The sequence below is a fragment of the Rhizobium sp. BT04 genome, from assembly GCF_030053135.1.
GTDB lineage: Bacteria > Pseudomonadota > Alphaproteobacteria > Rhizobiales > Rhizobiaceae > Rhizobium > Rhizobium binxianense.
This window is the reverse complement of the sequence record NZ_CP125648.1, coordinates 1-26,447: the sequence shown is the minus strand read 5'-3', so window position 1 is coordinate 26,447 and position 26,447 is coordinate 1. Positions and strand designations below refer to the sequence as shown.

At 63.1% G+C, this 26,447-nt stretch carries 24 protein-coding genes; 9 read left to right on the top strand and 15 right to left on the bottom strand.

What is annotated here, in order from left to right; all coding sequences use genetic code 11:
• Window positions 1–15: 15 nt before the first annotated feature.
• Genes QMO82_RS01430 through QMO82_RS01405 form a run of 6 tightly spaced genes read left to right on the top strand, consistent with a single transcriptional unit; the run spans window position 16 to window position 5,793 of the window.
• Complete coding sequence (locus QMO82_RS01430; protein WP_183610197.1) at window positions 16–1,317, top strand: carbohydrate ABC transporter permease; 1,302 nt, start codon at window positions 16–18, stop codon at window positions 1,315–1,317.
• 2 nt (window positions 1,318–1,319) lie between these two features.
• A complete protein-coding gene (locus QMO82_RS01425) occupies window positions 1,320–2,162 on the top strand; it encodes a carbohydrate ABC transporter permease (protein ID WP_183610198.1) in 843 nt (280 codons plus the stop codon).
• Complete coding sequence (locus QMO82_RS01420; RefSeq protein ID WP_183610199.1) at window positions 2,162–3,217, top strand: ABC transporter ATP-binding protein; 1,056 nt, start codon at window positions 2,162–2,164, stop codon at window positions 3,215–3,217. Before QMO82_RS01425 ends, QMO82_RS01420 begins: the two co-directional genes overlap by 1 nt.
• Window positions 3,217–3,996 carry a glycerophosphodiester phosphodiesterase gene (locus tag QMO82_RS01415; RefSeq protein ID WP_183610200.1) on the top strand — a complete coding sequence of 260 codons (780 nt, stop codon included), beginning with the start codon at window positions 3,217–3,219 and terminating at the stop codon, window positions 3,994–3,996. The genes QMO82_RS01420 and QMO82_RS01415 overlap by 1 nt, the downstream gene beginning before the upstream one ends.
• On the top strand, window positions 3,980–4,984 hold the full coding sequence (locus QMO82_RS01410) for a LacI family DNA-binding transcriptional regulator (protein ID WP_183610201.1): 1,005 nt from the start codon (window positions 3,980–3,982) through the stop codon (window positions 4,982–4,984). Before QMO82_RS01415 ends, QMO82_RS01410 begins: the two co-directional genes overlap by 17 nt.
• Entirely contained in the window at window positions 4,984–5,793 is an 810-nt protein-coding gene (locus QMO82_RS01405; protein WP_183610202.1) for an inositol monophosphatase family protein, read from the top strand. Before QMO82_RS01410 ends, QMO82_RS01405 begins: the two co-directional genes overlap by 1 nt.
• Window positions 5,794–5,845: 52 nt before the next feature.
• On the opposite strand, the gene QMO82_RS01400 is transcribed toward QMO82_RS01405, so the two are convergent.
• From QMO82_RS01400 to QMO82_RS01350, 11 genes are all read right to left on the bottom strand, one after another.
• Window positions 5,846–7,501, bottom strand: a complete 1,656-nt coding sequence (locus tag QMO82_RS01400) for a diguanylate cyclase (protein ID WP_183610203.1) — start codon at window positions 7,499–7,501, stop codon at window positions 5,846–5,848.
• Between the two features lie 125 nt (window positions 7,502–7,626).
• Window positions 7,627–8,490 carry a glycerophosphodiester phosphodiesterase family protein gene (locus tag QMO82_RS01395; protein WP_183610204.1) on the bottom strand — a complete coding sequence of 288 codons (864 nt, stop codon included), beginning with the start codon at window positions 8,488–8,490 and terminating at the stop codon, window positions 7,627–7,629.
• Window positions 8,491–8,552: 62 nt separating this feature from the next.
• A complete protein-coding gene (locus QMO82_RS01390) occupies window positions 8,553–9,653 on the bottom strand; it encodes an alanine--glyoxylate aminotransferase family protein (protein ID WP_183610205.1) in 1,101 nt (366 codons plus the stop codon).
• 11 nt (window positions 9,654–9,664) lie between these two features.
• Complete coding sequence (locus QMO82_RS01385) at window positions 9,665–10,447, bottom strand: ABC transporter ATP-binding protein (RefSeq protein WP_183610206.1); 783 nt, start codon at window positions 10,445–10,447, stop codon at window positions 9,665–9,667.
• Window positions 10,444–11,232 carry an ABC transporter ATP-binding protein gene (locus tag QMO82_RS01380; RefSeq protein ID WP_183610207.1) on the bottom strand — a complete coding sequence of 263 codons (789 nt, stop codon included), beginning with the start codon at window positions 11,230–11,232 and terminating at the stop codon, window positions 10,444–10,446. Before QMO82_RS01380 ends, QMO82_RS01385 begins: the two co-directional genes overlap by 4 nt.
• Complete coding sequence (locus QMO82_RS01375) at window positions 11,229–12,062, bottom strand: ABC transporter permease (protein ID WP_183610208.1); 834 nt, start codon at window positions 12,060–12,062, stop codon at window positions 11,229–11,231. Before QMO82_RS01375 ends, QMO82_RS01380 begins: the two co-directional genes overlap by 4 nt.
• Window positions 12,059–13,048, bottom strand: coding sequence for an ABC transporter permease (locus tag QMO82_RS01370; RefSeq protein WP_183610209.1), 990 nt, complete (start codon window positions 13,046–13,048; stop codon window positions 12,059–12,061). The genes QMO82_RS01375 and QMO82_RS01370 overlap by 4 nt, the downstream gene beginning before the upstream one ends.
• A 40-nt stretch (window positions 13,049–13,088) precedes the next feature.
• Entirely contained in the window at window positions 13,089–14,699 is a 1,611-nt protein-coding gene (locus tag QMO82_RS01365) for an ABC transporter substrate-binding protein (RefSeq protein WP_183610210.1), read from the bottom strand.
• Between the two features lie 122 nt (window positions 14,700–14,821).
• Window positions 14,822–16,219 carry an LLM class flavin-dependent oxidoreductase gene (locus tag QMO82_RS01360; protein ID WP_183610211.1) on the bottom strand — a complete coding sequence of 466 codons (1,398 nt, stop codon included), beginning with the start codon at window positions 16,217–16,219 and terminating at the stop codon, window positions 14,822–14,824.
• 17 nt (window positions 16,220–16,236) lie between these two features.
• On the bottom strand, window positions 16,237–17,298 hold the full coding sequence (locus tag QMO82_RS01355) for an ABC transporter permease (protein ID WP_183610212.1): 1,062 nt from the start codon (window positions 17,296–17,298) through the stop codon (window positions 16,237–16,239).
• A complete protein-coding gene (locus tag QMO82_RS01350; protein ID WP_183610213.1) occupies window positions 17,295–18,779 on the bottom strand; it encodes a sugar ABC transporter ATP-binding protein in 1,485 nt (494 codons plus the stop codon). The genes QMO82_RS01355 and QMO82_RS01350 overlap by 4 nt, the downstream gene beginning before the upstream one ends.
• A gap of 233 nt (window positions 18,780–19,012) precedes the next feature.
• Between QMO82_RS01350 and QMO82_RS01345 the strand changes: the two genes are divergently transcribed.
• Together QMO82_RS01345 and QMO82_RS01340 are read left to right on the top strand one after the other, a co-directional pair.
• On the top strand, window positions 19,013–20,059 hold the full coding sequence (locus QMO82_RS01345) for a substrate-binding domain-containing protein (protein WP_183610214.1): 1,047 nt from the start codon (window positions 19,013–19,015) through the stop codon (window positions 20,057–20,059).
• Window positions 20,060–20,135: 76 nt separating this feature from the next.
• Window positions 20,136–21,344 (top strand): acyl-CoA dehydrogenase family protein, encoded by a 1,209-nt coding sequence (locus QMO82_RS01340; protein WP_183610215.1) that lies wholly within the window; start codon window positions 20,136–20,138, stop codon window positions 21,342–21,344.
• A gap of 77 nt (window positions 21,345–21,421) precedes the next feature.
• Here the strand turns inward: QMO82_RS01340 and QMO82_RS01335 are convergent, their stop codons facing one another.
• A complete protein-coding gene (locus QMO82_RS01335; protein ID WP_183610216.1) occupies window positions 21,422–22,639 on the bottom strand; it encodes an SfnB family sulfur acquisition oxidoreductase in 1,218 nt (405 codons plus the stop codon).
• Window positions 22,640–22,959: 320 nt separating this feature from the next.
• On the opposite strand from QMO82_RS01335, the gene QMO82_RS01330 reads away from it, so the two are divergent.
• Window positions 22,960–24,297, top strand: a complete 1,338-nt coding sequence (locus QMO82_RS01330; RefSeq protein WP_183610217.1) for an LLM class flavin-dependent oxidoreductase — start codon at window positions 22,960–22,962, stop codon at window positions 24,295–24,297.
• Here QMO82_RS01330 and QMO82_RS01325 read toward each other — a convergent pair.
• From QMO82_RS01325 to QMO82_RS01315, 3 genes are all read right to left on the bottom strand, one after another.
• A complete protein-coding gene (locus QMO82_RS01325; RefSeq protein WP_183610218.1) occupies window positions 24,294–24,725 on the bottom strand; it encodes a type II toxin-antitoxin system VapC family toxin in 432 nt (143 codons plus the stop codon). The two genes, QMO82_RS01330 and QMO82_RS01325, sit on opposite strands and share 4 nt — an antisense overlap.
• Entirely contained in the window at window positions 24,725–24,961 is a 237-nt protein-coding gene (locus tag QMO82_RS01320; RefSeq protein WP_246718404.1) for a type II toxin-antitoxin system Phd/YefM family antitoxin, read from the bottom strand. Before QMO82_RS01320 ends, QMO82_RS01325 begins: the two co-directional genes overlap by 1 nt.
• Before the next feature lie 139 nt (window positions 24,962–25,100).
• Window positions 25,101–26,447, bottom strand: coding sequence for an LLM class flavin-dependent oxidoreductase (locus tag QMO82_RS01315; RefSeq protein WP_183610220.1), 1,347 nt, complete (start codon window positions 26,445–26,447; stop codon window positions 25,101–25,103).

Genomic DNA, 26,447 nt, shown 5'->3' with positions numbered 1-26,447 from the left:
GATGAGGGGGCTTCCATGAAATCGTCCAGAGCGCTCGGACTGGTGATGATTGCGCCTGCCGCGATCATGATCGTTCTCTTCTTCCTGCTGCCGGTCATCCTCACGGCGGTCTTTTCCATGACCAGCATGACGACCGCGACCGGCATATCAGGCGGCGTCTACCAGATCGCACCCAACTCCCTGATCGCGCTGAAATCGTCGATGCCAGACATCGCCTCCGAGATGGCTGAACCCCGCTACACGATCGACGAGACCGGCCTCAAGGCCGTCGAAGGCCTCGGGCTTGCGCCTGGGATCGCCGCGGAACTCCGCGCCAAACATGCGGGCGAGGTCTTTCCGGCACGCCGCGACATCGAGCGCATGCTCAAGGATCTCTCCGAGCGTCCTTCGACGCGCGACGTCAAGCAGATATCCGAACAGTTCAACCGCTCCGTCCTCAACACCCGCTTCGACAGCAAGGAGCAGCTGTTTTCGGCGCTGGACAGTCTGGGTTTCAAGCTGACGCCGGAACAGAAGGAGACGGTCGCCAAGACCACCTATACCGGCTGGGTCTGGACGACCGACAATTTCTCGCGCATGGCCACTTCGCCCGAGATGGCGCGCGTGCTCTTCAATACCGTGCTCTACGTCGCGCTGGTGCTTGTCATCTTCAATGTCGGTTATGCGCTGCTGCTGGCGATCTGGACGCACTATATGCCGCCGACACCAGCCTCGATCTTCCGCGGCATCTGGCTCCTGCCGCGCATCACCCCTGTCGTCATCTACGTCATGATGTGGAAGTGGCTTGCCTGGGACACCGGCTTCATTTCGATCCTGATGGGCAAGTTCGGCTATCCGCCGAAGAACTACCTGCTCGACAACGCCTATAATGCCTGGATCTTCGTGGTGATGATCAACGGCTTCATCGGCGCCTCGATGGGCATGCTGGTCTTCTCCTCTGCGATGAAGGCCATTCCGAAGAGCCAGTTCTATGCGAGCGAGGTCGACGGCGCCTCGCGCTGGCAGCAGATCCGCTACATCATCCTGCCGCAGATGCGCTGGCCGATCCTCTTCGTCACCTGCTACCAGACGCTGTCGCTGCTTGCCTCCTTCAACGAAACCCTGCTTGCGACGAACGGCGGGCCTGGTAATTCGACCGAGATCTGGGCGCTTTCCGCCTATCATACCGCACTCAGGAACTATGCCGGCAACCTCGAATACGGCCTGGGTGCTGCCATGGCGCTGGTGCTCGTCGTCATCGGCGTGACGCTGTCGCTCCTGTATCTGCGCGTCTTCAACTACGGCACGCTTGTCGCCAAGCCCCTGATCGAGGATTGACCATGGCCGAACGATCGCAGCCCTCGGCAAATTACAGCAGCTGGCCAGTCATATCGGCGCTGACCATCGTCAGCCTGCCGCTGCTCCTGATGTATGTCTATCTCTTCCTCGACACCGTGACCGTGAAGCAGGCGGATGCACTGCTGCCTTCCGGCCTGACGCTCGACCACTGGCGTTTCCTCTGGCAGACGATGGAGGGCAAGGCGAACATCTGGCAGGTGACCGCGAATACGCTGCTTTTCGCCACCTGCACGACCAGCGTCGTGCTCATCGTCTCGTCGATGGCGGGCTATGTGCTGTCACGGCTGAACGTGCCGGCACGCGGCTTCTTCCTTGCCGGCGTCATGGTGCTGCATGCCTTCCCGTCGGTGACGCTGATTATCGCCATCTTCATCGTGCTGCAGATGATCGGCCTCTACAATTCATTGATCGGCGTCATCCTGGTGAAGGCGGCGATCGACCTGCCGCTCGGCATCTGGCTGATGAAGGGCTTCTACGACACCGTGCCCTGGGAAATCGAGATGGCCGGCGTCGTCGACGGCGCCTCGCGCTTCCGGGTCTGGCGCAGCCTCGTGCTGCCGCAGGTCAAGCCCGGCATCATGGCGCTCGGCCTGTTCTCCTTCCTCTCCGGCTGGGGCGAGTTCATCCTGCCGCAGGTGCTGGCGCCCGGTAATCAGGTGCAGGTGCTTTCGGTCTATCTCGCGGGCTTCCTCTTCGACGACAACAACTATGACTTCAACATGTTCAAGGCGGTCGGCGTCTTCTACCTCGTTCCGGTGTTGATCGTTTACGCAGTCTTCAACAAGTACCTCATGAACATCTATGGCGGCGGGAACAAAGGCTGATGCGCATCCTCCTCGACAATTTTTCGAAGAGCTTCGGCTCCACCAAAGTCATCGAGAACATGACGCTCGAAGTCGGCAACGGCGAGATGCTGGCGCTCCTCGGCCCTTCCGGCTGCGGCAAGTCGACGACGCTGTTTGCGGTCTGCGGTATCCACCGGCCGACCGGCGGGCGCATTCTCTTCGGCGACCGCGACGTCACCGATCTGCCGAGCCAGGCCCGCAATGTCGGCGTCGTCTTCCAGTCCTATGCGCTTTATCCGCATATGACGGTTACCGAAAACATCGGCTTTCCCCTCAAGGTGAAGGGCGTCAACGCCGCCGAAATCCGCAAGGAGGTCGAGCGCATTTCCGGCCTCGTGCAGATCGGCAATCTCATGGAGCGCCGACCGGCGCAGCTTTCCGGCGGCCAGCAGCAGCGCGTGGCGCTTGCCCGCGCGCTGATCCGCAAGCCGGATGTGCTGCTGCTCGACGAACCGCTCGCCAATCTCGACGCCAAGCTGCGCCTTGAAATGCGTTCGGAAATCCGCCGTATCCAGCGCGAAACCGGCATCACCGCCATCCTCGTCACCCATGACCAGGTGGAGGCGATGAGCATGTGTGACCGCATCGCCATCATGAAGGAAGGCGAGATCGTCCAGATCGCCACGCCGGCCGAAATGTACAACGATCCCCGCACCGCCTTCGTCGCCGGCTTCCTCGGCAATCCGCCGATCACCTTCCTGCGCGGCGTCATGGACAAGGGCGCCTTCGCGATCCCGGAAAGCGAGATCCGCGTGCCGCTGCCCGTGACCATCGGTGCGGCCGAGGGCGCGAAACTGATGCTCGGCGTCCGGCCGGAGCATTTCACGCCGGCGGGCGATGTCGCCGTTTCCGGCAAGGTCACCTTCGCCGAAACGCAGGGCCGCGAGAACCTCTACGACGTGCATCTTGCCGGCGGGCCGTTGCTGCGCTCGATCCAGCCGGTGCGCAGCGATATCCATGTCGGCGACGACGTCCGCTGGGCAATCGACAGCCGCGGCGTCTTCGTCTTCGACGAAAATGGCAGGAGGCTCTGATGACCCGCGATTTCTCGGCGTTTTTCGGGCGCTACGGCTGGCCGTCCCGCAAGGGCCGGCTGCCCTTCTGCATCGGCCATCGCGGCGCCAGCGGCCATGAACGCGAAAACACCATCGCCGCCTTTCGCCGCGCCGCCGAACTCGGCGCCGAGATGTGGGAGCTCGACACGCAACTGACCAGGGATGGCGTGGTCGTCGTCTCGCATGATGATCACCTGGAGCGCGTCTTCGGCATCGATCGCCGCATTTCGGAGATGACAGCGGCAGAACTCGCCGGGCTTGAGGGCGTCGACGTTCCGAGTTTTTCGGAGGTGGCCGCTCTCGGCCGCGAGACCGGGACGGGCCTCTATGTCGAACTCAAGGCGCCTGGAACCGGCATGCTCTGCTGGCGGCACCTTGCCGAGATGAACCAGCGTTTCGCCTGTCTCGGTTCTTTCGACACGGCGCAGGTGCGTGAACTCAGCGACGCGGCCTGCGATTTTCCGCTCTCGGTGCTGATCCGCGTCGGCCACGATCCGCATGCGCTCGGCGACGAGGCCGGCGCCGACATCCTGCATCTCTGCTGGGAGAGGGCAGGCGAACGCCCGCAGGATCTGGTGACCGACGCGCTGATGCGGCAAGCCTTCGAGGCGGGGCGCGAGATCGTGCTCTGGCACGAGGAGCGGCCGGCCGTTCTCGCTGATATCATGAAACTTCCGGTTCTCGGCATCTGCACGGATCTGCCCGATCTGATGCGGCCATCGGCAGAGAGGAAAGAAGCAGTTGGCAGACAGGGATAAGGGACCGCGCAAGGTAACCTCCTTCGACGTGGCGCGGGTCGCTGGTGTCTCGCGCGCCGCCGTGTCGCGCGCCTTCACGCCGGATGCCAGCGTCTCGCCGAAGACGCGCGAGAAGGTCTTTGAGGCCGCCAAGGAACTCGGCTATCGGGTGAACTATCTTGCCCGAAGCCTCACCAATAAACGCTCCGATCTGGTCGGCGTCGTCGCCGCCGGTCTCGACAATCCGTTCCGGACGCTGCAGATCGAGAATCTGGCAAGAGTGCTGATCGCCCGCAATTTCCGCCCCATCCTGCTGCCGACGTCGCAGGAGGCGGATACCTCGACCGTCATCGGCCAGCTGCTGCATTACGCCGTCTCTGGCGTCATCGTCACCTCGGACGCGCCGCCGACCGAGATTTGCGAGCAATGTGCGGCCGAAGGCGTGCCGATCGTGCTGATCAACAAGGGCAACGATATCCCCTTCGTCGACCGCATCATTTCCGACGATCGCATGGCCGGCCATCTCGCCGCCACCCACCTGATCGACAGCGGCGCAAGAAAGCTCGCCATCATGGCGGCTCCCGCCATATCCTATACGGCGCGGCGGCGCAGCGAAGCCTTCGTCGCACGCTGCAAGCAGCTCGGGGTCGAAGCGCAGATGCTGCAGGTCAGGATCAACGATTATCGGAGCGGCTATGATGCGGCAGCCGAACTTGCCGCATCCGGCATCGATGGGCTGTTCTGCGCCAACGACTATATGGCCTGCGGCGTGGTCGACCGCGTCATGCAGGGCCGCAGCCGTGATGATGCGCCGCCGCTCTCCATTATCGGTCATGACGACATTCCCCAGGCGAGCTGGACCGCTTACGACCTCACGACCATCCGCCAACCCTGCGACCTCCAGGCCGAACAGACCGTCGACCTGCTGATGAGCCGGATGGCCGAACCTGATCTGACGGCGCGCGTCGAATTCACGCCGGTGACACTGATAAGAAGAAGGACGGCCTGATGAGTTCCGCATTCGATGCCGCTACCATCCGCGCACGCTCAGAGGTGGCGATCTCAGTCGCCCTCGAGGTCGGACGGGAAGCGGCCCGGTTTCGGCGCGGCTCGAACCCCGGTACCCTCGCCGTCGAGAACAAGGGATTACAGGATTTCGTCACCATCGCCGACAGGCGGGCCGAGCAGGCGATCCGCGACGGGCTCATCTTGCGCTTTCCCGATGATACCTTCATGGGCGAGGAGAGCGGCGGAGGATCAGGCGAGGGCGGCACCTGGGTTGTCGATCCGATCGACGGCACGACCAACTATATCAGGGGCTTCCGTCACTGGGGCGTCTCAATCGCCTTCGTCGCCGGCGGCACGGTCGAGATCGGCGTGGTCTACGACGCCGCGCAGGACCAGGTCTTTCACGCCATCCGCGGCGGCGGGGCCCTCAAGGACGGGCTTCCGGTCCATGCGGCTGCGACCGTCGATCCGGCCCGTGCGCTCGTTATTCTCGGCCATTCCCGCAAGACGAGCTTCGACGACCATCTGGCGCTCTTGCGGCGGCTCCACGAACGCGGCATGGACTATCGCCGCACGGGCGCGGCCGCCATCGACCTCGTTCGTGTCGCCGAGGGCGCGGCCGATCTCTATTACGAGCGCCATCTCAACGCCTGGGACATGCTCGCCGGTGCACTGATCGCCAAAGAGGCCGGCGCGGCGGTGGCAATGCCTGATGTCGACAGACTGCTTGTGCAGGGCGGGCCAGTCATCGCCCACGCGCCGGGGCTTGCCGGCGAATTCGCATTCATCCTCGACATCGCGGGGCTATAGATCCGCCCGATTGATGAAGCTGCGAGCTTTGTCCGCAAGCTGCGGAACGCCGTTACGCCACAACGCGATTGCGACCGGTCTTTTTCGCCGTATAGAGATTCTGATCGGCGATCGCCAAAATCTTGTCCGGAGAATTGGCAGACAGGGTGCTGGCGACACCGATGCTGATCGTCACGCGCAGCCCGTTGCAGATCTCCGACCAGTCCCATTGTTCAACCGCCGAGCGCAACCTCTCGCAGACATCGGCAGCACCTCGGGGAGCGCCTGCCAGCAGGACGACGAACTCCTCGCCGCCAAAGCGGATCGCCTGATCGGTAATCCGCAGCTGGCTGCGCAATATGGTTCCGATGGCACTCAGAACCTGATCGCCGATCATGTGAGAGAAGTTGTCGTTGACCGACTTGAAGTGATCGACATCGAGCATCGCGATGGAATAGGGACGCTTTTCGGCCGTCAGCTCCTTAAAGCGGCTGTCGAGATATTTGCGGTTATAAAGCCCGGTCAGCGCGTCCAGATAAACGGCATTGGCAAGGATATCGGTTTCTTCCTGCAATTTCTGATAGGAGGCCTCCAGCGTATCGGCGCGTTTCGACTCCGTTTCGGCAACCTCCTTAAGCCGCTTGGTTTCATAGTAGATTTCGGCCAGACGTGCGCGCTGCTGGGTTCTCTCGGCACTGTTCTGCAGGTAGGCTTGGTGGTATTTCTTATGGGCCTCCAGCGCCAGGTCGAAGTGCCCCAGCCCTTCATGAGCCTGCGACAGATAAAAATAGATCTGGATATAGGAATCGAAACTGCCGCCCTCGCCGATCAGTTCCATCGCCTCGAGCAGCAGCGACAGGGCGTCGGCGAATTTTCCGTAATTGATGTAGATCTGACCCAAGGTGTAGAGATATTGCTGCCGGTCCCTGACATAGCTGTTTTCTTGAAATAGCTGATAGCGGTCCATGCACTGGAGAGCCTTTTCGTGCTCGCCCAGGTGGCTGTAGTAATCGGCGTTGTTGCCGAGACAAATGCGCGCAGCCCAGCGGTCGCCGGTCTCGATGGCGAGGTCGAGCGCCTGTTCGGTCAGTTCCAGCGCCCGGGTCAGCATCCGCTGCCCTTCCTCCGGTTTGCCGAGGGCTTGCGCAATATATCCGCCTTCCGAATGAGCGCCGCCGAGATTAACGAGCCACCAGCATTCATAGGTTTTGTCGCCGATCGATCTGGCGAGTTCGACGGATCTCTCGCTCATCAAGATCGCCCGGTCGGGCTGCTTGTTGTACCAGAAGATAATTCCAATGACGTTGGTCGCCAGGCTTTGCGCTTTTGCGTCTGCAGCCTTGTCGGCAAGATCAAGCGCGCGGGTCGCTTCTTCGATCGCTTCCTCCGGCAAGCCCAATTCCAAGAGCAGCCATCCGAAGTAGGCCCGGGCATAGGCCTCCTGCCTAGGCTCCCCGTGCAATTTCCAGAAGTCTACCGCCCGCCGGACATGCGTCAGTCCAAGTTCGGCCTTGCCGATCTGAAAACAGTACCAGGCAATGTCGGTGTCGCATCGCGCAGCGAGCCAATCGTCGCCCCGCGCCTTGGCGTCGACCAGAATTTCGCCGGCCAGTGTGAGTGCCTCGACCGAACGGCCTGTACACCCAAGATGCCACGCGTGCTGTAAGCTGGAATTTGCTTGTTGAGTAATTTCTACAGTATTAACAGCTTGCATATCGAACACCAACATTTGTCTGTTGGCATATGGATAACATCAGAAGTTTAAAATGATGCAAATTGTACGAAACATCCGACAAACCCGGAAATAGGGTATAGAACGCCGCTCACACCCTTCGGCGGCATGCGCCAAGGCAGTTAATCCGCCATGCGGCGGCCCCAGGCCCGTTCGGTCGCCGGCGCCTCGTCGGTCGTGACCTGATCCGGCTTCAGGGCCATCAACGCCTCAAAGTTCCGCCATTCCTCTTCGCTGAAACCAGCCTCCGGATCCCTGAGGGTAAAGGTCCAGGCATCGACGCGTTTGCCTTCGTCCTGGCAGAGCCCGATCATGTCGAGGCCTCCATTGGCCGCATCAAGGATCAGCGGCCAGTGGAGATAGATCGTGTCCGGTTCGGTCGGGCCGCGCAGGTCGGCGCGCAATTCCATCTCGACGGCCTTCCAGCCGCCGGCCTGCCTGATATCATAGAGCTTGCCTGTGGGGTCGATGCCGCGCAGGAGATGCGGCAGCTTCTCCTTGACCGCGACGATGAGGTCGAGACTGCCGCCGCTGACGATGACCGAGGCGGCGATATCACGAAAATGCGCGGCAAGATGCTCGATGCCCCTGGCGCCGATCGCCTCGTAATCGTCCTTCATGTCGAATTGCAGCAGCGCGGCCGGATGCGTCGATTGCATCATGGCGGCGAGATCCTCGCTGAGGATCAGCGGCCGGTCGCCCTCCTGCATCCTGATATCGCTGAGGTCCCCCATGCTCTTTTCGGCGATCGGTCCGTGTCCCGTCGTTTCGCCTTCGAGCTCCTCGTCGTGCAGCACGACGAAACCGCCATCGGCGCGCACCCGCAGATCGAGCTCCATCGAGGCGCCTGCGGCAAATCCCTCCGCCATCACCGCGGCGGAGAACAGCGGATCGGCAAATCGTTTGCGCAACCGGTGCCATTTCAGCCGGGTGCGATGCCCCTCATGCGAAATCTCCAGGCCCTGCGCATCCAGCAATCTCGTCATCTGCACCAAGTCTCCGTGTTACCACTCTCCTGCCTTGACGAGCCGTGTTTATCAAGGGCCGATTACGGTCGGCGGCTGTAGGCCGCGGATATTGCTTCCGCAGCGGCGGCGATATCGCAGGGATGGCCGGCCTGCCTCAGGGCCGCACCATAGGCCACGACATTCGAGAGCACCGTCTGGAACGAGGCACGCTGACCTGTGTGGTTCAGCCGCAAGAGACGGGCCGGCACGGTTCCGACGGCGTCGGTCAGCTCGACGCCCAACCGTCCCGCGGCTGCGATCAGCGCGGCCGGCGCCAAGCCCTCCGGCAGCGGCACCGCTGTCACAAGGTTCGAAGCCTTTGCTGCCGGCACCCAGGCCGGGGCGCCGAGTGCGGTTAGCCCCGCCCGTGTCGCCGATGCCGCCAGCCCATGGCGCGCAACGATATTCTCCAGGCCTTCGGCCTCGATGCGGTCGAGGGCGATCTCCAGCGCGAAGAATTCCAGCGGCGCCGGCGTTCCCGGCAGGCTCCGTCGACCATTGTCGACCCAGGTCTTCAGATCGGCCAGCGACAAGATCGAATTGCGTGGTGCGCCATCTCTGAGAATGAGATCCCAGGCGCCAGGGCTGACCGAGAGCGCGGAGACGCCCGCCGGCCCGCCGAGTGCCTTCTGCGGGCCGATCACCGCAATGTCGATGCCCAGACCGTCGACGTCGAGCTGATGGCCACCGACCGAGGCGACCGCGTCGACGACGGTGACGATGCCGTGGGCACGGGCAAGCGCCAGTATTTCGGGCAGCGGGTTGAGAATGCCGCTTGCGGATTCCGCGTGAACCAGAGCCAGCACATCGATGCGAGGACCGGCGTCCAGTGCTTTGGCCACGGCTTCGATCTCGATCGGCAGGCCGCGTTCGGCGACAATATCGGCGACCGCCGCGCCACCCCGCCGCAGCCATTGCCCGAACCAGCTGCCATAGGGGCTGGTGATGATGTTGAGTGCCGTAAGGTCGGGGCGCGCAAGGCTGACGGCGGCCGCCTCCAGCGCCACCACCGCCTCAGCCTGCACCAGCACTATATCATTGCGGCTGCGCAAGATGCCGCCGACCCTGTCGGTAAGGACGGCGTAGCGCTCCGTGGGATAGGAGGGCACGCCATGCAGGGGATTCCAACCAAGATCGGACATGGATACTTCCTTCAGCAGGGATCGGTCACGAGACGGGGGACGGCGGCAACGAGCACACGGGCGGCATCGGATTGCGGCGCGGCAACGAGCGCCGCTGCCGGACCGGTCTCGACGATCCGCCCGCCATCCATGATGGCGATGCGGTGGGAAACGGCGCGGACCACGGCAAGATCGTGCGAAATGAACAGACAGGCAATACCCTGTTCTTTCTGCAGACCGACCAGGAGTTCGAGAATCCTGCCGCGTACGGTCACATCGAGCGCCGAGACCGCTTCGTCGAGCACCAATAGCGAGGGCCGTGTGGCAATCGCCCGGGCGATCGCCACACGCTGCCGCTGGCCGCCGGAGAGCGCACGGACCGGCCGGCCGGCATAGTCGGCGGGCAGGCCGACACGTTCGAGCAGCATGGCGATCTCGTCGCGGCGGCGGTCTTTCGCGACGACGCCGTGAAGGCGAAGTGGATCGTCGAGCACGGCGCCAACGCTCGCCAGCGGATTGAAGGCGGCGAGCGGGTCCTGGAACACCATCTGCATGCGCGCCCGCCGGCGACGGAGGGCCGCGCCGGCCAGAGCAAGCCAATCCGCTCCCTCGAAGCGGACCGAACCGGCATCGGCGCCGACAAGCCGCAGCAGGATGCGCGACAGCGTCGATTTTCCGCTGCCGGAGGCGCCGACGAGGCCGAGTGTTTCCCCGGCCGCGATCGTCAGCGAGACATTGTCGAGGGCAGCGACCCGGCGGCCTGCAAAAGAAAACCCTTTCGACAGGTTTTCGACGGAAAGTAGCACATCGTTCATGGCAGCGCCTCCGCGATCAGCGGCGGCGTCGCGAGGTCGCGATGGCTGGCGATCAGGGCGGCGGTATAATCGCTCTTGGGCGCGGAAAGCACCGAACGGACAGGGCCGGCCTCGACCAGCCTTGCATTGCGAAAGACGGCGATGCGGTCGACGAAGCCTGAGGCAAGCGCAATGTCGTGGGTGATGAAAAGCAGCGTCATGCCATCCTCACGTACCAGCCCGTCGAGCAGGCGGACGATCTCGGCCTGGACCACGACGTCGAGCGCGCTGGTCGCCTCGTCGGCTATCAGCAACTGAGGTTTCGCAGCAATCGCCGCGGCGATCGCCACGCGCTGGCGCTGACCGCCGGAAAGCTGGTGCGGAAATGCCTGCATCACCTTGTCAGGCTGCGGTATCCGAACCCGTTCGAGCAATTCCTCAGCCCTGATATAGGCCTGTTTCCAGCTGAGACCGAGATGACGCCTGGCACCCTCGGCAACCTGCTCGCCGATCGTCAGGACGGGATTGAGGCTGGAGCCCGGATCCTGGAAGACGAAGCCGAAATCGCGGCCCGGCCGGGGCAGATGGCCAAGCCCGGGCCAGAGCATCTCGCCATCGACCGTCGCTCCGTCAGGCAGCAGGCCGGCAAGGGCGCGGGCGAGCGTGCTCTTGCCGGAGCCGCTTTCACCGATGATCGCCAGCCTTTCGCCGGCGACGATATCGAGATCGACGCCGGCCAGCGCGGCGAGGCCGTTCCTGTCATAGTTGACCGAAAGTTGCCGCAGGCTCAAGAAAATGCCGCTCATGCCGCCCTCGCGCCGTCATTGCCAAGCGCCTTGCCGAGACCCTCGCTGAAGAGATGAACGCCGAGCACGGTCACGGCGAGCGCCGCGCCCGGTATGACCGAGAGATAGGATGCCGAACGCAGCACGCTGCGGCCCTCGGCAATCATCGAACCCCAGGTGGCGATATTGGGATTGCCGAGGCCAAGGAAGGACAGCGCTGCCTCGGTGAGAACAGCACCGGCGACGATGGTGGCGGAAAGCGCCAGCACCGGCGGCAGCGCATTCGGCAGGATTTCCCGGAAGGCGATCTCGGCCGGATGCATGCCGATCACCCTTGCCGAGGCAACATAATCCTGTTCGCGGATCGACAGCACCTGCGCCCGCGTCAGCCGCGCCGGATCGGCCCAGGCGCCGAGCGCGATGGCTAGGACGACAACCGGCGTCGACACCCCGATCGTGCTGACGAAAGCAAGGGCGAGCAAAAAAGCTGGCACGATCTGGAAGGCGTCAACCACCCGCATCAGCGCCTCGTCGACGAGCCCGCCGGCAAAACCGGCCGCCATGCCGACGAAGACGCCGAGCACCATGGCCGAAAACGCCGCCGTCAGGCCGACGGCAAGCGAGGTTCTGGCGCCGTAGAGCACCCCCGCCAGGATGTCGCGGCCGAGACGGTCGGTGCCGAGCGGAAAAGCCGGATCTGTGAACGGCGCCAGCAGGGCGTGGCCGGCAATTCTCAGCGGATCGCCCGGCGAAACGACGGGAGCGAGCAGCCCTGCCGACATCAGGACGAGAAGGATCGCAAGTCCGGCCGCACCTTCCGGTGTGCGCAGCAGGCGCCGCAGCCAGCTCATATGCCGCCCTCCGACGCGCCGATGCGCGGGTCGAGCGCGGCATAGACGAGATCGACGAGGAAATTGACCGAGATGACGAGAACGGCGCTGGTGACGACGATGCCCATCAGCAGCGGCGCATCGCGGCCATTGACAGCTTCCTGTGCCAGCCGCCCGAAACCCGGGATCGCAAAGACGCTCTCGATCACCACGCTGCCGCCCAGCATCGCCGCCGATTGCAGCCCGAGCATGGTGACGAGCGGCAGCAGCGCATTGCGCGCCACATGGCGCAGCACGATCCGGCTGCGCGCCAGGCCTTTGGCGCGGGCGAAGAGCACGAAATCGAGCTTCCAGGCCTCCGCCATGCCGCTGCGCATCACCCGCAGGAACAAGGCGAGATAGATCAGGGCAAGCGCGCCGACCGGCAGAACCAGATGATCCGCAATATCGAGCGCGCGGGCAAATCCCGTCTTACCGGAGGCGATCGTTTCAATGCCGGCGATCGGAAACCAACGCAGCTTCACCGAGAAAGCGATGCTCAGAACCAGGCCGAGCCAGAAACTCGGGATGGCATAGACGATCAGCGAACCGATCGACAGCAATCGGTCGCGCAAGCTTCCCGGCCGCGCCCCGGCAAGGATGCCGAGCGCCGCGCCGAGGCCGAAGGAAAGCGCCGTCGCGCTGCCCATCAGCAGCAGCGTGTTGGGCAGGCGTTCTGTGATGAGCGCGCCGACCGGCCTGTTGAAGGCGACCGACCAGCCGAGATCGAGGCGTGCCAGCGATGAAAGATAGAGCCATAGGCGGGCGAGCATGGACCGGTCGAGGCCGTAGCTCTCGCGCAGCGACTGGACCAGGGCCGCATCGCCGCCGCCGATCGAGCCCAGATAGGCGTCGACGGCATCGCCCGAGGCCGATTCAAGCAGGAAGAAGGTGAAGATCACCACGATCAGCAGCACCGGAATGCTGCTGATCGCCCTGCGCCTCAGGAGGATGATGGCTCGTTTCACGCCGGACAGGGCCTCTGGAAGAGAATTGCCGCCGATTCTATCACGATTGCAGCGCGGTATCGCCCCAGTTCGAGACGGCCCAGCGCGGATTGTTCGAGACGTTGAGCACGGTGTCGCGCGCGACGGTGATGAAGCCCCATTCCGCAACGTTGATCAGCGGCAGATCGGCGACGACGAGCTGCTGGAACTTGCGGTAGAGATCGGTGCGCGCCGCCGTGTCGACGGTTTCGGAAGCCTGCTGGATGATCTTGTCGAGCTCCGGATTGACATAACCGCCCTGGTTGGAGAAGGGCACGCCATCGGGCGTGCCGGACCGGACGAGAATGGTGGTGGAGATCGCCGGATCGCCGCGGAAGACCGGCGGACCAACGGCGAGATCGAAGTCGTGGTCGGTATAAACAGCTTTCTGGTGCGCGGCGGCATCGGCATTGACGATTTCCGCATCGATGCCGATCTTGGCGAGCGCCTGGCGAAGGTAGTCGCCGAACTGGCGGGTCTCGTTGAAATAGGGCGCGGGGCGAAGTTTCAGCGTAAAGCGGTTGCCATCCGGCCCTTGCTTGTACCCGGCCTTGTCAAGGATTTCGTTGGCAGCGGCGGGGTTGAAGTCATAGGTCGCGACATCCGGTGTATAGAACTCCGGCGCATTCTTCGGCACCGGGCCGGTGGAGGCAGCGGCGTAACCGAGGAAGATCGTGTCAACCACGAATTTCTTGTCGATCGCATGCGCGATCGCCTGACGGACTTTCAGATCGGCCAGTTCCTTGCGGCGGTGATTGATCTCGACGACGAGCTGATAGGTCAGGGCCTCGTAGCCCTTCGAAATCACCTTGATGCCGGCGACCTTCGAGATGCGGTCGAGATCGGCGAGCGGCACCGCCGAGAAGGCGGCAAGCTGGATTTCCTCGGCTTCGAGCGCCGAACCTGCCGACCCGCGATCGGGCAGCACGCGGAAGACGATCTCATCGAGTTTCGGCTGGTCCTTGTCCCAATAATTTTCATTGCGCGTCAGCCGGTAATATTCGCCGGGCTTGTGTTCGGCGAACTTGAACGGGCCGGTGCCGACGAGCGTATTGTTGGCCGGATTGGTGGCGATATCGGTGCCGTCGAAAATATGCTTGGCAACGACGCTTGTTACAACAGGCAGCGCGTTGCGGATCAGCTGGAACGGCGTCGGCTTGGAGAAACGGAAAATGGCAGTGTAATCATCCGGCGTATCGACGGCTTCGAGATTGGCAAAGACCAGGCGGCCGAGATTCTGCAACGGCTTCCAGATCTTGAGCGCGGAGAAGGCGACATCGACTGAGGTAAACGGCTTGCCGTCGTGCCAGGTGACGCCGTCGCGCAGCTTGAAGGTGACGGAAAGACCGTCGGCCGAGCCCTCCCAGGAGGTGGCAAGTCGCGGCGAAAGTCCGTCCTTGCCGTCGAACGACGCTTCGGCGAGTGGCTCGATCACCTTGCTGGCGATGAAGAAGACGCCGTTCGAGGCGACGATCGCAGGATTGAGGTTCTTCGGCTCGGAATCGGCCGCAACGATCAGCCGGCCACCGGCGGGAGCGGTCTGCGCCAGCGCCTGGCGGGCGAGCGCCGTCGAAGCGAGGAACAGGGCCGTGCCCTTCATCAGTGTGCGCCGCGAGATAGATGGTACGGTCATGACCCCTCCTGATCGATGAAATATCGAGCGCCCATATTCAGGGCGAAACGCCGATTGTCATAGAGGTTAAATTCTAAACCGCGGACACCGCGAGACATTTTTTGTCACCGGTCATTATTCCCTCAACCACTGGCCGCAAAACGTGCGGGCTCTTTGAAGAGATTACGATAGGCCGCACCCGGATGCGGCGCGGCAAGCCGCGGTCCGGCGCCCCCAAGCTTTTCCCGCAGCGTTCCCCTGGCATAGTCCGTCTTGTAGACGCCACGCTTCTGCAGTTCCGGCACCAGCAGATCGACCGCATCCTCGAAACTCTCGGGCGTCACGGCATAGGCGAGATTGAAGCCGTCGACGTCGGTGTCCTCGACCCATTCCTGCATCAGATCGGCGACCGTCTGCGGCGAGCCGACGAAAACCGGGCCGAAACCGCCGACGCCGACCCAGTCGGCCATTTCGCGCACCGTCCATTCCTTGGTGGGATCGATGGTGGTGAAGGTCTCGACAGCCGATTGCACCGCATTGGTATGGCGGTGCCGCAGCACTTCGTCCGGCCCGAACTGGCCGAAATCGATGCCGGTCCAGCCGGAGATCAGCGTCAGCGCCCCTTCGAAGGAGGCGTATTTGCGGTATTCGTTGAATTTCCGCTGCGCTTCCGCATCGGTCTCGCCGAGAACCACGGTTTGCAGGTTGAAGGCGAGGATTTCGCGCGGGTTGCGGCCGACCCGTTCGGCCGCCTCGCGGACATTGGCGACGTAACGCTTCAGTACGGCTTTCGACGGGGAGGCGACGAAGATGCATTCGGCATGGGCGCCGGCGAAGTCCTTGCCGCGGCTGGAGGCGCCGGCCTGGTAGAGCACCGGGGTACGTTGCGGCGACGGTTCGCTCAAGTGAATGCCGGGCACATTGAAGTGCTTGCCGGAATGGCGGATCGGATGGACCTTGTCGGGATGGGTGAAGATGCCGGTTTCGCGGTCGCGGACGACGGCGCCGTCCTCCCAGCTTCCCTCCCAGAGCTTGTAGCAGACCTCGAGATATTCCTCGGCGAGATCGTAGCGATCGTCATGCTTGGTCTGCGCCGGCTGACCGATATTGAGCGCGCCGCTGTTGAGATAGGAGGTGACGATATTCCAGCCGACGCGGCCTTTCGTGAGATGGTCGAGCGTCGAGATGCGGCGGGCGAAGGTGTAGGGATGTTCGAAGGAGAGCGATGCCGTCAGGCCGAAGCCGAGATGCTCGGTCTCATAAGACATGGTCGGGATGAGCTGCAGCGGGTCGTTGACCGGCACCTGCGCCGAATGGCGAAGTGCGGCATCGACATTGCCGTTCAGCACGTCGTAGACGCCGAGCACGTCGGCGATGAACAGCCCGTCGAACTTGCCGCGCTCCAGCGTCTTTGCCAGATGCACCCAGTAGTCAAGATCCTTGTAGGTCCAGGATTTGTCGCGCGGATGGCGCCAGAGCCCCGGCGACTGGTGTCCGACGCAATTCATGTCGAAGGCGTTCAGCCTGATTTCGCGGGTCATGTCTTTCTTCCTTGGAATTAGGGATTGCTGCGGCCGAGGCCGTAGGTCAGCGCCAAGGCTCCGACAAGCACGGCGCCCTTGACGAAATCCTGGGTGTAATAAGGAGCGTTCAGCATGGTGAGGCCGTTCAGCAGCACGCCGACGAAGACGGCGCCGGCAATGGTGCCGAGCACGTTTGGACGCCTGAGATTGAGGACGGCAAAACCGATCAACGCGGCGGCGACCGAATCCATCAGCAGCGAGCCGCCGGAGGAGACATCGCCACGCCCGACGCGAGCGGCGATGACGATGCCGCCGAGCGAGGCCAGGGTGCCCGAGAGCACATAGGCAAGCGTCTTCAGCCTGACGGTGGAGGCGCCGGCAAGCCGGGTCGCGACCTCGTTGCCGCCGGTCGCAAACAGCAACCGGCCGATGCGAGTGCGCTCGGTGAGAATGAAGAGCGCGACGGCGACCACCGCCATCAGCACCACGGCAACCGGCAGGGTGCCAAAGATGCTGTAGCGGCCGATCAGCAGAAAGGTCGGGTCGTAGGCGCCGGTCGCCTTCGATCCGTCCGGTAGGGTGAGGCCCGCCGAGATCGACCGGCCTGCTGTGGGTATCAGCTGCAGGCCGGAGAGCAGGAACATCATCGCCAGCGTCGCCAGGAGATCCGGCACCTTTAGGCGCACGATCAAGAAGGCATTGACGAGGCCGACCAGGGCACCGAAGGCGAGCACCAGCGGCACCGTCGCATAGGCATCGAGGCGCCAGACGATCATCGCATAACTCGCCGCCATCACGCTCGATGCGGCGACCGCACCGATCGACAGGTCGAAACCGCCGACGGCAAGCGTCACGGTGACGCCGGCGCCGAGAATAGCGACGACGGACACCGCCTGCAGGATGCTCATCAGATTGGCGATATTGATGAAGGCGGGCTCGGCGATGGTGAAGCCGACGACGAGAGCCGCCAGCAGGATGAACACCGCGCCTGCCCGGAGGAACGCTCCGAGGGCGGCGAGACGGCTGCTGCCCGATTGCGGCGATGCCTTTGCCCGGCCGCTTGCCTGTGGAAGCGTGTCGTCGTCGATCGTCGTCATGCGGATATTCCCTGGATTGCGGAGGTAAGAGCGGCTCCGTCTGCCGCGGGCCTCAACACGTGGTGGTCGATGACGAGAATGCGGTCGGCCACTTCATAGGCCTCCTCCGGATCAGAGGTCGCAATTAGCGTCGCCCGGTCGGTGCGGGCGCGGATTGCCCGGATGATGTCATGACGGGCGCCGACATCGACCCCCTGGAAAGGTTCGTCGAGCAGCAGCAGCCGGCTCGGCTCCGCTTCCCAGCGCGCGATCACCGCCTTCTGCTGGTTGCCGCCGGACAGCGACCAGACCGAGGCGAGCGGACCGGCGGCCTTGATGCCGAGACGGGCGATCGCCTGCTCGGCCTCGCGTCGCTCGCGGCCGCCAACGAGAAACCCACGCGGATACCATTTGCCGAGATGCGGCAGGCTGATCGTCGCCGATAGCGAATGGCCGGGCCACGCCGGCGGCATCAGCGAGGAACGATGACGGTCCTCGGCCGCCATGGCGACACCCGCGGCGATCGCTTCACCAGGGCTTTTCGGCCGGTAAGGCCGGCCGTCGAGGAACATCGCACCACGGCTAAGCGCCGTCACCCCGAAGATCGCCTGGAGCAGCCGGCTCTTGCCGGCGCCGAGCACGCCGGTCACCGCAACCACCTCGCCCTGATGCAGGGACAGATCGAAGGGCGCAGCTTTAGGAAGCAGGCTGATATCGCGCATCTCGAAAATCGCCGGACCGGCCGCCGGCCGCGCATCCGGCCGGGCCGCGTCCAGTCTGCGACCGATCATCGTCTCGATGGCTGTGGAAAAATCGATCGGCCGTGCGAATGTGCCGACGACGCGGCCGCCGCGCATGACGAGCGCGCGGTCGGCGATGGCTTCGAGATCAGCCGTGCGGTGCGAGATATAGAGGATCGCCAGGCCCCGCTTGCGCAGGCTGAGAAGAATGTCGAAGAGGCGGCGGCTCTCCTCTCCGGAAAGGCTCGCCGTCGGCTCGTCGAGGATGAGGAGATCGGCGCGGTTGGCAAGCGCGCGGGCGATCGCCACCAGTTGCCGGTCGGCGCTGGTGAGTTCGCCGAAATCACGATCGAGCGGCAGGCTGAAGCCGGCGGCATCGAGCATTGCCTGCGCGGCACGGCGGATGCCGGCGCGTGAGATAAAGAAGGGCGTGCCGCGATCGGCAAACCGGTTGAGTAGCAGGGCATCGGCAACGCTTAGACCGGCCGCGCCGACGAGATCCGTCGATTGGTGTACGGTGACAACGCCAGCCTTTGCCGCTTCGGCCGGACTGCGCGGCGCAAAGGGGCGGCCCTCGAGACTGACGGTGCCGCCATCGGCCGAAAGCACGCCGGAAAGGATCTTGACCAGCGTCGATTTACCGGCGCCATTTGCCCCCATCAGCGCCACGATCTCGCCGCGCTCCATCGAAAAATCAGCACCGGCCAGCGCCCGCGTCGACCCGAAACTGCGGGTGATGTTTTCAATGTGAAGAAGCGGCATCGATCATGTCCGGGACTGCATTCGTATCAGGAGTGTGCCCTGTCCGGGCGGTCGAACTCCAGGCACGCCTTTCCCTCGCAAACTGTCCTCGCGAAACAAAGAATCTCTTGCAGCCCGTAAAATCGGATCATTTACTCTACTAAAAACATAGAGATTATATCTAAATAATCCGATGCGTCGCGGGGCCCCCAACCTGTCAGACGACGCTTCCGATTGCTAGAAGGAACGCGACGATGAAATCCCTCGCACGGCTCGCACTGTCTGCCGCCGTCATTCCGTTCATTTTCATTCAAGGCGCAAAAGCCGACGGCCTGTCCGGCGCTCCAGCCCCCTTCGACAAGGGCGGCGTCAAGGTGGCTCTGATCAGCTACATCTCGGCCGGTGACTTCTTTCAGGCCTACCAGGCGGGGGCTGAAGCCCAGGCCAAGGCGCTGGATATCGACCTGCGCGTCTTCCCCGGACGGCAGGACGCCGCCGAGCAGCGCGAGCAGATCCTGCAGGCGATCAATCTCGGCGTCTCCGGCATTGTCATCGACCACGGCCTGCCGGAATCGCTCGGCGACGTCGTGCAGCAGGCACTCGACAAGGGCATCAAGGTCGTCGCCTTCGACGTCAACCTCAACAACCCCAAGATCCCGCAGGTGGAGCAGAGCGACCACGAGCTCGCCTCGCTGGCGCTCGAACAGGTGGTGAAGGACAACGGCAAAGACTTCAAAGCCGGTTATGTCTATGTCGCGGGTTTTGCGCCGCTCGACCGCCGCAACGAGGTCTGGGACAAGTTCAAGTCGGAGAATAAGGGCGTCATCGAAAAGGCCCGTTTCGGCAATGTCAGCGATACGACGGCGACCTCGACCGCCGATCAGGCAAAGGCCGCGCTCACCGCCAATCCCGAAATTTCGGTGGTCTTCGCCCCCTATGACGAATTCGCCCGCGGCGTGAAGCTCGCAGCCAACGACCTCGGCATCGCTAAGAAGCTCAAGATCTATTCGGCTGACGTCTCGACCGCCGATATTCAGGAGATCACCGAGGAAGGCAGCCCATGGGTCGCGACCGTTGCGACCAATCCGGCCGTCGTCGGCGCCGTCTCCATCCGCGCCGCAGCCCTCGAAATCGCCGGACAGACAGTTCCCCACCAGATCACCGTGAAGCCGACGCTTCTGACGCAGGAAAGCCTGCGTGCGGCCGGCGTCAAGACGATCGAGGACCTGGCCGCGAAAATCCCGGCCTTCAGCACGAGCGATGCGGCAACCGCGAGCTGGATTCCGGACAAGCTCTTCTGAGGAGGTCACCCTCGATCCTTCCGGCGGGAGCCTCGGCTTCCGCCGGATCATCTTTTGGAGAATTGGAGTTTCGCCCATGAGCCAGTCCAATGTCGTCTTCGCGGTGAGCCGCAATCCGACGCGAGAAGACCTCTTTGCCCGTGCCGAAGAGATCTCTGCCGACCTTTCCAGGCGCGCCGCAGACCTCGACCGCGAAGGCCGCCCGCCGCTTGCCGAGATCATCAAGCTGAAAAATGCCGGGCTGCTCAATGCGCTGCATCCCCCCGAGATCGGCGGCGGCGGCCTCGACTGGGTCGACGGGCTGAAACTGGTGCGTATCCTCGCCCGCGGCGAAAGCTCGATCGGCCAGCTGCTCGGCTACCACTATGTCAACAGCCAGTACATCTATTGGGCGCTCGACCCCGCGCGCGCCCATGCGCTGGGCAGCGATACCGTCGCCAGGAACCTCTATTGGGGTGCGGCCGTCAATCCGCGCGATCCCGGGCTGGTGCTCACCCGGCGCGGCAACGGTTATGTGCTGAATGGGCGCAAGTCCTTCTCCACGGCGGCGCGGGTCTCCGACTATATCAATGCCAATGCGACGCTCGACGACAAGATCGCCGGCTTCGCCGTGCCGACCAATCGCCCCGGCTATATCGCCAATGACGACTGGGACAATATCGGCCAGCGCCTGTCCGACAGCGGCAGTGTCGAATTCCGCGACTTCCCTGTCTATGAGGAGGATTTCGTCGGCGCGCCAGCCGCACCGGACGCAGCACCGCCGGTGCTTTCGACCTTCAACACGCCGTTCATCCAGCTTGTTTTCGTCAACTTCTACCTCGGCACCGCCGAAGGTGCGCTACAGGCCGCCGTCGATTACGTCCGCACGACAACCCGGCCGTGGATCACCTCCGGTGTCGAGCGGGCGGCAGATGATCCCTATATTCTCGAACGCGTCGGTGAATTCACCGCGGCGCTAAAAGCCTCGGCGGCTCTTGCCGACAGCGCGGCGGCCGCCGTGCAGGCGGGTCTTGCCCGCGGCCGCGACGTGACGGCCCGCGAGCGCGGCGAGGCGGCAGCGGAAGCCTACACCGCCAAGGTGCACGCCACCCACGTCTCGCTCGACATCACCTCACGCGTCTTCGAGTTGACAGGCGCACGCTCGACGGCCGACAAATACCGCTTCGACCGGTTCTGGCGCAATGTCCGAACCCATACGCTGCACGATCCCGTTTTCTACAAGGCGAGAGAAGTCGGCGAATTCGTGCTGAACGACAGAATACCGGAGGTCAGTCTCTACAGCTGAGGCGACTGTCATTTACAAAAGCAAAACCCCACCGCCGGCGTCGGCGGTGGGGTTTTCATTTTGAAGCAACGAAAATTTCAGAGCGCGCCGTTCTTCGGCGGCGTCACGCCGTTCAGATGGTAGTTGCCGACGACATGATACTTCCAGCGAACGGGATCGTGCAGTGTATGGGTGCGGGCATTGCGCCAGTGGCGGTCGAGATTGAGGCCTGTTTGTACCGACGAGGTCCCGGCAAGCTCGAAGAGCGTGTTTGAGGCCTCGAGCGCCACTTCGGTGGTCAGCACCTTGGCGGCGGCAACCGCAAGTGTGGCCGCGATCACCTTTTCCTCCGTCGTCTCGACCTGCGCGGCATCGACCTTGTGGCCGGCGCGCTCCACGAGAGCGGTTGCGGCTTCCAGCCGAATGGCGATCTGGCCGACCTTTGCAATCGTCAGCGGGTCGTCGGAGGCGCGGTCCAGGCCGCTATCCATCCAGGGGCGCGATTTCGTCCTGATGAACTCAAGCGTTTCGGCAAAGGCCGCCCGCGCGATACCGAGGTCGACGCCGGCATGGATGATCTGGCCGACCGAGCCGATCGTCGTCGGCCGCTCGAAGCCCTTGTGATGGAAGACCACGGAATCGGCGCTGACATAGACGTTGTCGAGGATGGTCGTGCCGCTGCCGGTGGTGCGCTGGCCGAAGCCGTCCCAGTCGTCGACAATCTCGACGCCTTCGGTGCCCTTCGGCACGAAGGCCATGGTCAGCCGATCCTCCGGATCGAGCGCGAAGATGGTGATCCAGTCGGCGAAGAGGACGCCTGTGGAATAGAATTTGCGGCCGTTGATCCGGTAACCCGGACCATCGCGGGTGATGCGCGTGTTGTAGTGCCCGACCGTCTTCGTGCCGCGCTCGGATAGCGCATTGCCGAAACGGTCGCCGGCGAGCACGCGGCCGAAGAAATAGCGTTGCTGCTCTTCGCTGCCGTCGGTCCTGAGAGCTTCAAGAATATAGAAATGGTTCTGCGGAATCTGACCGATCGAACCATCCGCCTCCGACAGGATCGCAGTGATTTCGGCCAGTACTGCGTTCGAAACATCGAGCCCGCCATATTGTGAGGGCACGGTGATCGCCAGCAGGCCGGACTGCGCGAGAAGATCGAGTTCGGCGAACGGCAGGATCCGGTCGGCATCGCGCTCGGCGGCGCGCGCGGCAAATTGCGCCGCCAGCCTGCGGGCGGTTGCGATCGCTTCCTCGTCGCTGCCGATACGTGGGGCCACGGGCCGGATCTGGTCTGCTTGCCTAAGCACGGTGTTCATCGATGTCTCCACTTCTGACGATGCTATCGGTGAAAGAAATCGAGCGCCGAGATAAGAGTACAAATTCTATAGATGTGGTCGAAAATGAAAAGTGTTTGCTTATCGGCTTCTGGCTGCCGCGATTAGTGTCTCAGTCCAGCGGTTCCGCGAAAATGTGGCCGGAAAAGCGCCGAAATCGCGACCGGAAATTAGCGGAGCCGGCCTCGATTTGAATTCGTCGAGTTCCTACGTAACCGCTATCCGATGCGTCGTCGCAGCGGTCCCAGACAGAACGCCCAATGCGGAGCAGGCGGCCGCCTTGCCCGATCCATGAGGAAATCATGACACGTTCACGGCAGTTGCGCCTCGGCGCCTTCATGCGTCCCGTTAGCCTGCATACCGGCGCGTGGCGCTATCCCGGTTCCTACCCCGACGCCAATTTCAATTTCGCACATCTGAAGTCGTTCGCGCAGGCGCTGGAACGGGCGAAATTCGACGCCTTCTTCATGGCCGATCACCTCGCCGTGCTCAATATGCCGGTCGAGGCGCTCAGGCGCAGCCACACCGTCACTTCTTTCGAGCCTTTCACGCTGCTGTCGGCGCTGGCGGCGGTGACGCAGCGCATCGGCCTCGTCGCCACCGCCTCCACAACATTCGATGAGCCCTATCACATCGCAAGGCGTTTCGCCTCGCTCGACCATATCAGCGGCGGCCGCGCCGGCTGGAACATCGTCACGACATCGAACCCGGACGCAGCTCTCAATTTCGGGCTGGACGAACATGTGGAGCATGGCGAGCGTTATCATCGCGCCCGGGAATTCTATGATGTCGTGACCGGGCTTTGGGACAGCTTCGCCGACGATGCCTTCATCCGCGACCGCGAGAGCGGCCTGTTCTTCGATCCGGAGAAGATGCATGTGCTCAGCCACAAGGGCGAAGAACTCAGCGTGCGCGGGCCGCTCAACATCGCCCGCCCGCCGCAGGGCTGGCCCGTGATCGTCCAGGCTGGCCAGTCGGACCCCGGCCGCCAGCTGGCCGCGGAAACCGCCGAGATGGTCTTCTGTTCGCCGCGCGATCTTGCCGCCGGCAAGGCGCTCTATGCCGATATCAAGGGCCGCATGGAAGCGATCGGCCGTAACCGCGACCATCTGAAGATCCTGCCCGCCGCCTTCGTCATCGTCGGCGACAGTCTCGAGGAGGCCCGCGCCAAACGCGCCACCCTCGACAGCCTGGTGCATTACGACAGTGCCATCGCCTCGCTTTCGATCGCGCTCGGCCATGACGCTTCCGGCTTCGATCCCGACGCGCCGCTGCCATCGGACATTCCCGACACCAATGCCAGCAAGACCGGCCGCGCCCAAGTGCTGAAGCTTGCGGCGGAGGAAAATCTGACGGTGCGCCAGCTGGCGCAGCGCTACGGCGGCTATGCCGGCCTTGCCTTCGTCGGCACGCCGGCAAATATCGCTGACGAGATGGAACGCTGGCTGGATGAGGAAGGTTCTGATGGTTTCAACGTCGTCTTCCCCTATCTGCCGCAGGGCCTCACCGACGTGACCGAACGGCTGGTTCCCGAGCTGCAGCGCCGAGGCCTCTTCCGCAGAGAATACGAGGGCACGACGCTGCGCGAGCATCTCGGATTGCCGCGGCCGGAGAACCGGTTCTTCCCTGCTGGCGCTTAGGTTTGCACGCCGGCGAAGCGCCAGGGATCGATGCATTCGACCCCGAGCGGGATGAAATGCGCGACATTGCGCGTGACCAGTTTCAGCCCATGTTCCAGCGCGGTGGCGGCGATCATCGCATCGGCGGAGGGGCGTTTGTCGGCGGTCGGCAGCAGGCCAGCCCGGCTTGCCGTTGCGGTATCGAAAGGCAGGATGCGCTCGGCGAATTCGGTAAGCACGATCTCATCCATCCAGCGGTGGAGATCCTTGGCGAAACCAGGATCTCTTGACCGCTCGCGCTGGATGCCGAACTGTATTTCCATGATCGTGATCGCCGAGAGATAGGCATCGGCAACGGAAAACTCCGTCATGAAGTCCTGGAATTCCTGCGCCTGCCGCTCGACCCTTCGCGCGGCGGAAATGACATTCGTATCAAGCAGGAATGCCATCAGAATTCGACGGTCCTGCTATCGAAGTCCAGCCGTGCCGGCTCGAATTCCTTTTCATCAGCTTGGGGATCGCGCAGCGCTTCGAAGAGCGTCTTCGGCGCTTTCCAATTCGCCTGGAATTCCGCATAGCTGACGAGAACATAGGTCGCCTCGCCGTGATCGGTGATCACCAGCGGCCGTTCGCTCGCTTCCCTTTTCGCCTTGCTGGGGTTCTGGTTAAAGGAGGCGCTGGTCATGAAGGACATTCTCATCGAAATCACCATACTACATCCGGTAAGAAATATACTAGATTTCATCTGGATTGCAAGACGAGCCGAGTTTACCGCATCAAGCAAAAGGGGCCGCCCAAGAGCCGCCCCTGATGTCTTTCGTCCCTCAAGCAATGGCGCTTTGCGCCAGGCTATATTGGCTCTCGGGCCGGTCGAGACCGAAATGCTCGCGCAGTGTCGTTCCCTCGTAGTCGAGACGAAAGAGACCGCGTTTGCGCAGGATCGGCACGACCTCGTCGACGAAGATATCGAAGCCGCCTGTGAGGTAGGGCGGCATGATGTTGAAGCCGTCGGCGGCGCCGTTCTCGAACCAGAGCTGGATCTTGTCGGCGATCTGCTCGGGCGTGCCTTTTTCCACCCAGTGGCCGCGCGCGCCGGCGAGGCGATGCAGAAGCTGGCGGATCGTCGGCTTCTCCCTGTCGACAATGTCGAGGACGACATGGAAGCGGCTGCTGACGCCGACTTCTCCTTCGATCCTGATCAGCTCGCGCGGGAACGGGCCGTCGAGATCATGGCCGGAAAGATCGATCCCGAGAAGGCGGCGGAGTTGGTCCAGTGAATATTCCGGCTGGATCAACTCGTTGAATTCGTCATACAGCGCCTTTGCCTCGGCTTCCGTTGAACCGATGAAGGGACTGATACCAGGCAGCACCTTCACCTGGTCGGGATTGCGGCCGACGGCTTTGACGCGTGCCTTGATGTCGCTGTAAAACTCCTGCGCGTTTGCGATCGTCTGATGCGCGGTGAAGATCGCCTCGGCGTAGCGGCTGGCGAAGGATTTCCCGTCTTCGGAGGAGCCGGCCTGCACATAGACCGGGCGGCCCTGCGGCGAGCGGGGCAAGGTCAGCGGTCCGCGCACCCGGTGGTATTTGCCGATGTGATTGATCGGATGGATCTTCTGGTCGTCGGCGAAGATACCGGATTGCCTGTCGCCGACAAGTGCGTCGTCCTCCCAACTGTCCCAGAGCTTGGTGACCACGTCGACGAATTCGCCTGCCCGGTCATAGCGATCGGCATGGGTCGGATGCTGGTCGAGGCCGAAATTCTGCGCGGCACCGGCATCCCCTGTCGTCACGATATTCCAGCCGGCGCGCCCGTTGCTCAGGTGATCGATCGAGGCGAAGAAACGCGCGAAATTATAGGGCTGGTTATAGGTCGTCGAGGCGGTTGCAATGAAGCCTATCCGCTCGGTGACGGCGGCCATTGCCGAAATCCATGTGAGCGGCTCCAGCCGCGGCCGGCTCGCATAGCGGATGTTTTCCGTAAGCGCCGGGCCGTCGGCGAAGAACAGCGCGTCGAACTTCGCGGCTTCCGCGCGCTGCGCGAGCGCCTGGTAATATTTGATGTCGAGGATCCGCTCCGGCGAAGAGTCCTTGTAGCGCCAACCGGCTTCGTGATGGCCGCCCGGATAGATGAACAGGTTCAGATTGAGTTGTCTGCCCTTGCTTGACAT

Bases quoted from the DNA above. Each gene is read 5' to 3' on its own strand.
- QMO82_RS01400 (WP_183610203.1), bottom strand. From the start codon at position 7,501: ATGTTGGTGTTCGATATGCAAGCTGTTAATACTGTAGAAATTACTCAA.
- QMO82_RS01355 (WP_183610212.1), bottom strand. From the start codon at position 17,298: ATGACGACGATCGACGACGACACGCTTCCACAGGCAAGCGGCCGGGCA.
- QMO82_RS01320 (WP_246718404.1), bottom strand. From the start codon at position 24,961: ATGACCAGCGCCTCCTTTAACCAGAACCCCAGCAAGGCGAAAAGGGAA.
- QMO82_RS01380 (WP_183610207.1), bottom strand. From the start codon at position 11,232: ATGAGCGGCATTTTCTTGAGCCTGCGGCAACTTTCGGTCAACTATGAC.
- QMO82_RS01365 (WP_183610210.1), bottom strand. From the start codon at position 14,699: ATGACCGTACCATCTATCTCGCGGCGCACACTGATGAAGGGCACGGCC.
- QMO82_RS01405 (WP_183610202.1), top strand. From the start codon at position 4,984: ATGAGTTCCGCATTCGATGCCGCTACCATCCGCGCACGCTCAGAGGTG.
- QMO82_RS01335 (WP_183610216.1), bottom strand. From the start codon at position 22,639: ATGAACACCGTGCTTAGGCAAGCAGACCAGATCCGGCCCGTGGCCCCA.
- QMO82_RS01360 (WP_183610211.1), bottom strand. From the start codon at position 16,219: ATGACCCGCGAAATCAGGCTGAACGCCTTCGACATGAATTGCGTCGGA.
- QMO82_RS01375 (WP_183610208.1), bottom strand. From the start codon at position 12,062: ATGAGCTGGCTGCGGCGCCTGCTGCGCACACCGGAAGGTGCGGCCGGA.
- QMO82_RS01340 (WP_183610215.1), top strand. From the start codon at position 20,136: ATGAGCCAGTCCAATGTCGTCTTCGCGGTGAGCCGCAATCCGACGCGA.
- QMO82_RS01325 (WP_183610218.1), bottom strand. From the start codon at position 24,725: ATGGCATTCCTGCTTGATACGAATGTCATTTCCGCCGCGCGAAGGGTC.
- QMO82_RS01330 (WP_183610217.1), top strand. From the start codon at position 22,960: ATGACACGTTCACGGCAGTTGCGCCTCGGCGCCTTCATGCGTCCCGTT.
- QMO82_RS01425 (WP_183610198.1), top strand. From the start codon at position 1,320: ATGGCCGAACGATCGCAGCCCTCGGCAAATTACAGCAGCTGGCCAGTC.
- QMO82_RS01395 (WP_183610204.1), bottom strand. From the start codon at position 8,490: ATGACGAGATTGCTGGATGCGCAGGGCCTGGAGATTTCGCATGAGGGG.
- QMO82_RS01345 (WP_183610214.1), top strand. From the start codon at position 19,013: ATGAAATCCCTCGCACGGCTCGCACTGTCTGCCGCCGTCATTCCGTTC.
- QMO82_RS01385 (WP_183610206.1), bottom strand. From the start codon at position 10,447: ATGAACGATGTGCTACTTTCCGTCGAAAACCTGTCGAAAGGGTTTTCT.
- QMO82_RS01430 (WP_183610197.1), top strand. From the start codon at position 16: ATGAAATCGTCCAGAGCGCTCGGACTGGTGATGATTGCGCCTGCCGCG.
- QMO82_RS01390 (WP_183610205.1), bottom strand. From the start codon at position 9,653: ATGTCCGATCTTGGTTGGAATCCCCTGCATGGCGTGCCCTCCTATCCC.
- QMO82_RS01420 (WP_183610199.1), top strand. From the start codon at position 2,162: ATGCGCATCCTCCTCGACAATTTTTCGAAGAGCTTCGGCTCCACCAAA.
- QMO82_RS01415 (WP_183610200.1), top strand. From the start codon at position 3,217: ATGACCCGCGATTTCTCGGCGTTTTTCGGGCGCTACGGCTGGCCGTCC.
- QMO82_RS01315 (WP_183610220.1), bottom strand. From the start codon at position 26,447: ATGTCAAGCAAGGGCAGACAACTCAATCTGAACCTGTTCATCTATCCG.
- QMO82_RS01350 (WP_183610213.1), bottom strand. From the start codon at position 18,779: ATGCCGCTTCTTCACATTGAAAACATCACCCGCAGTTTCGGGTCGACG.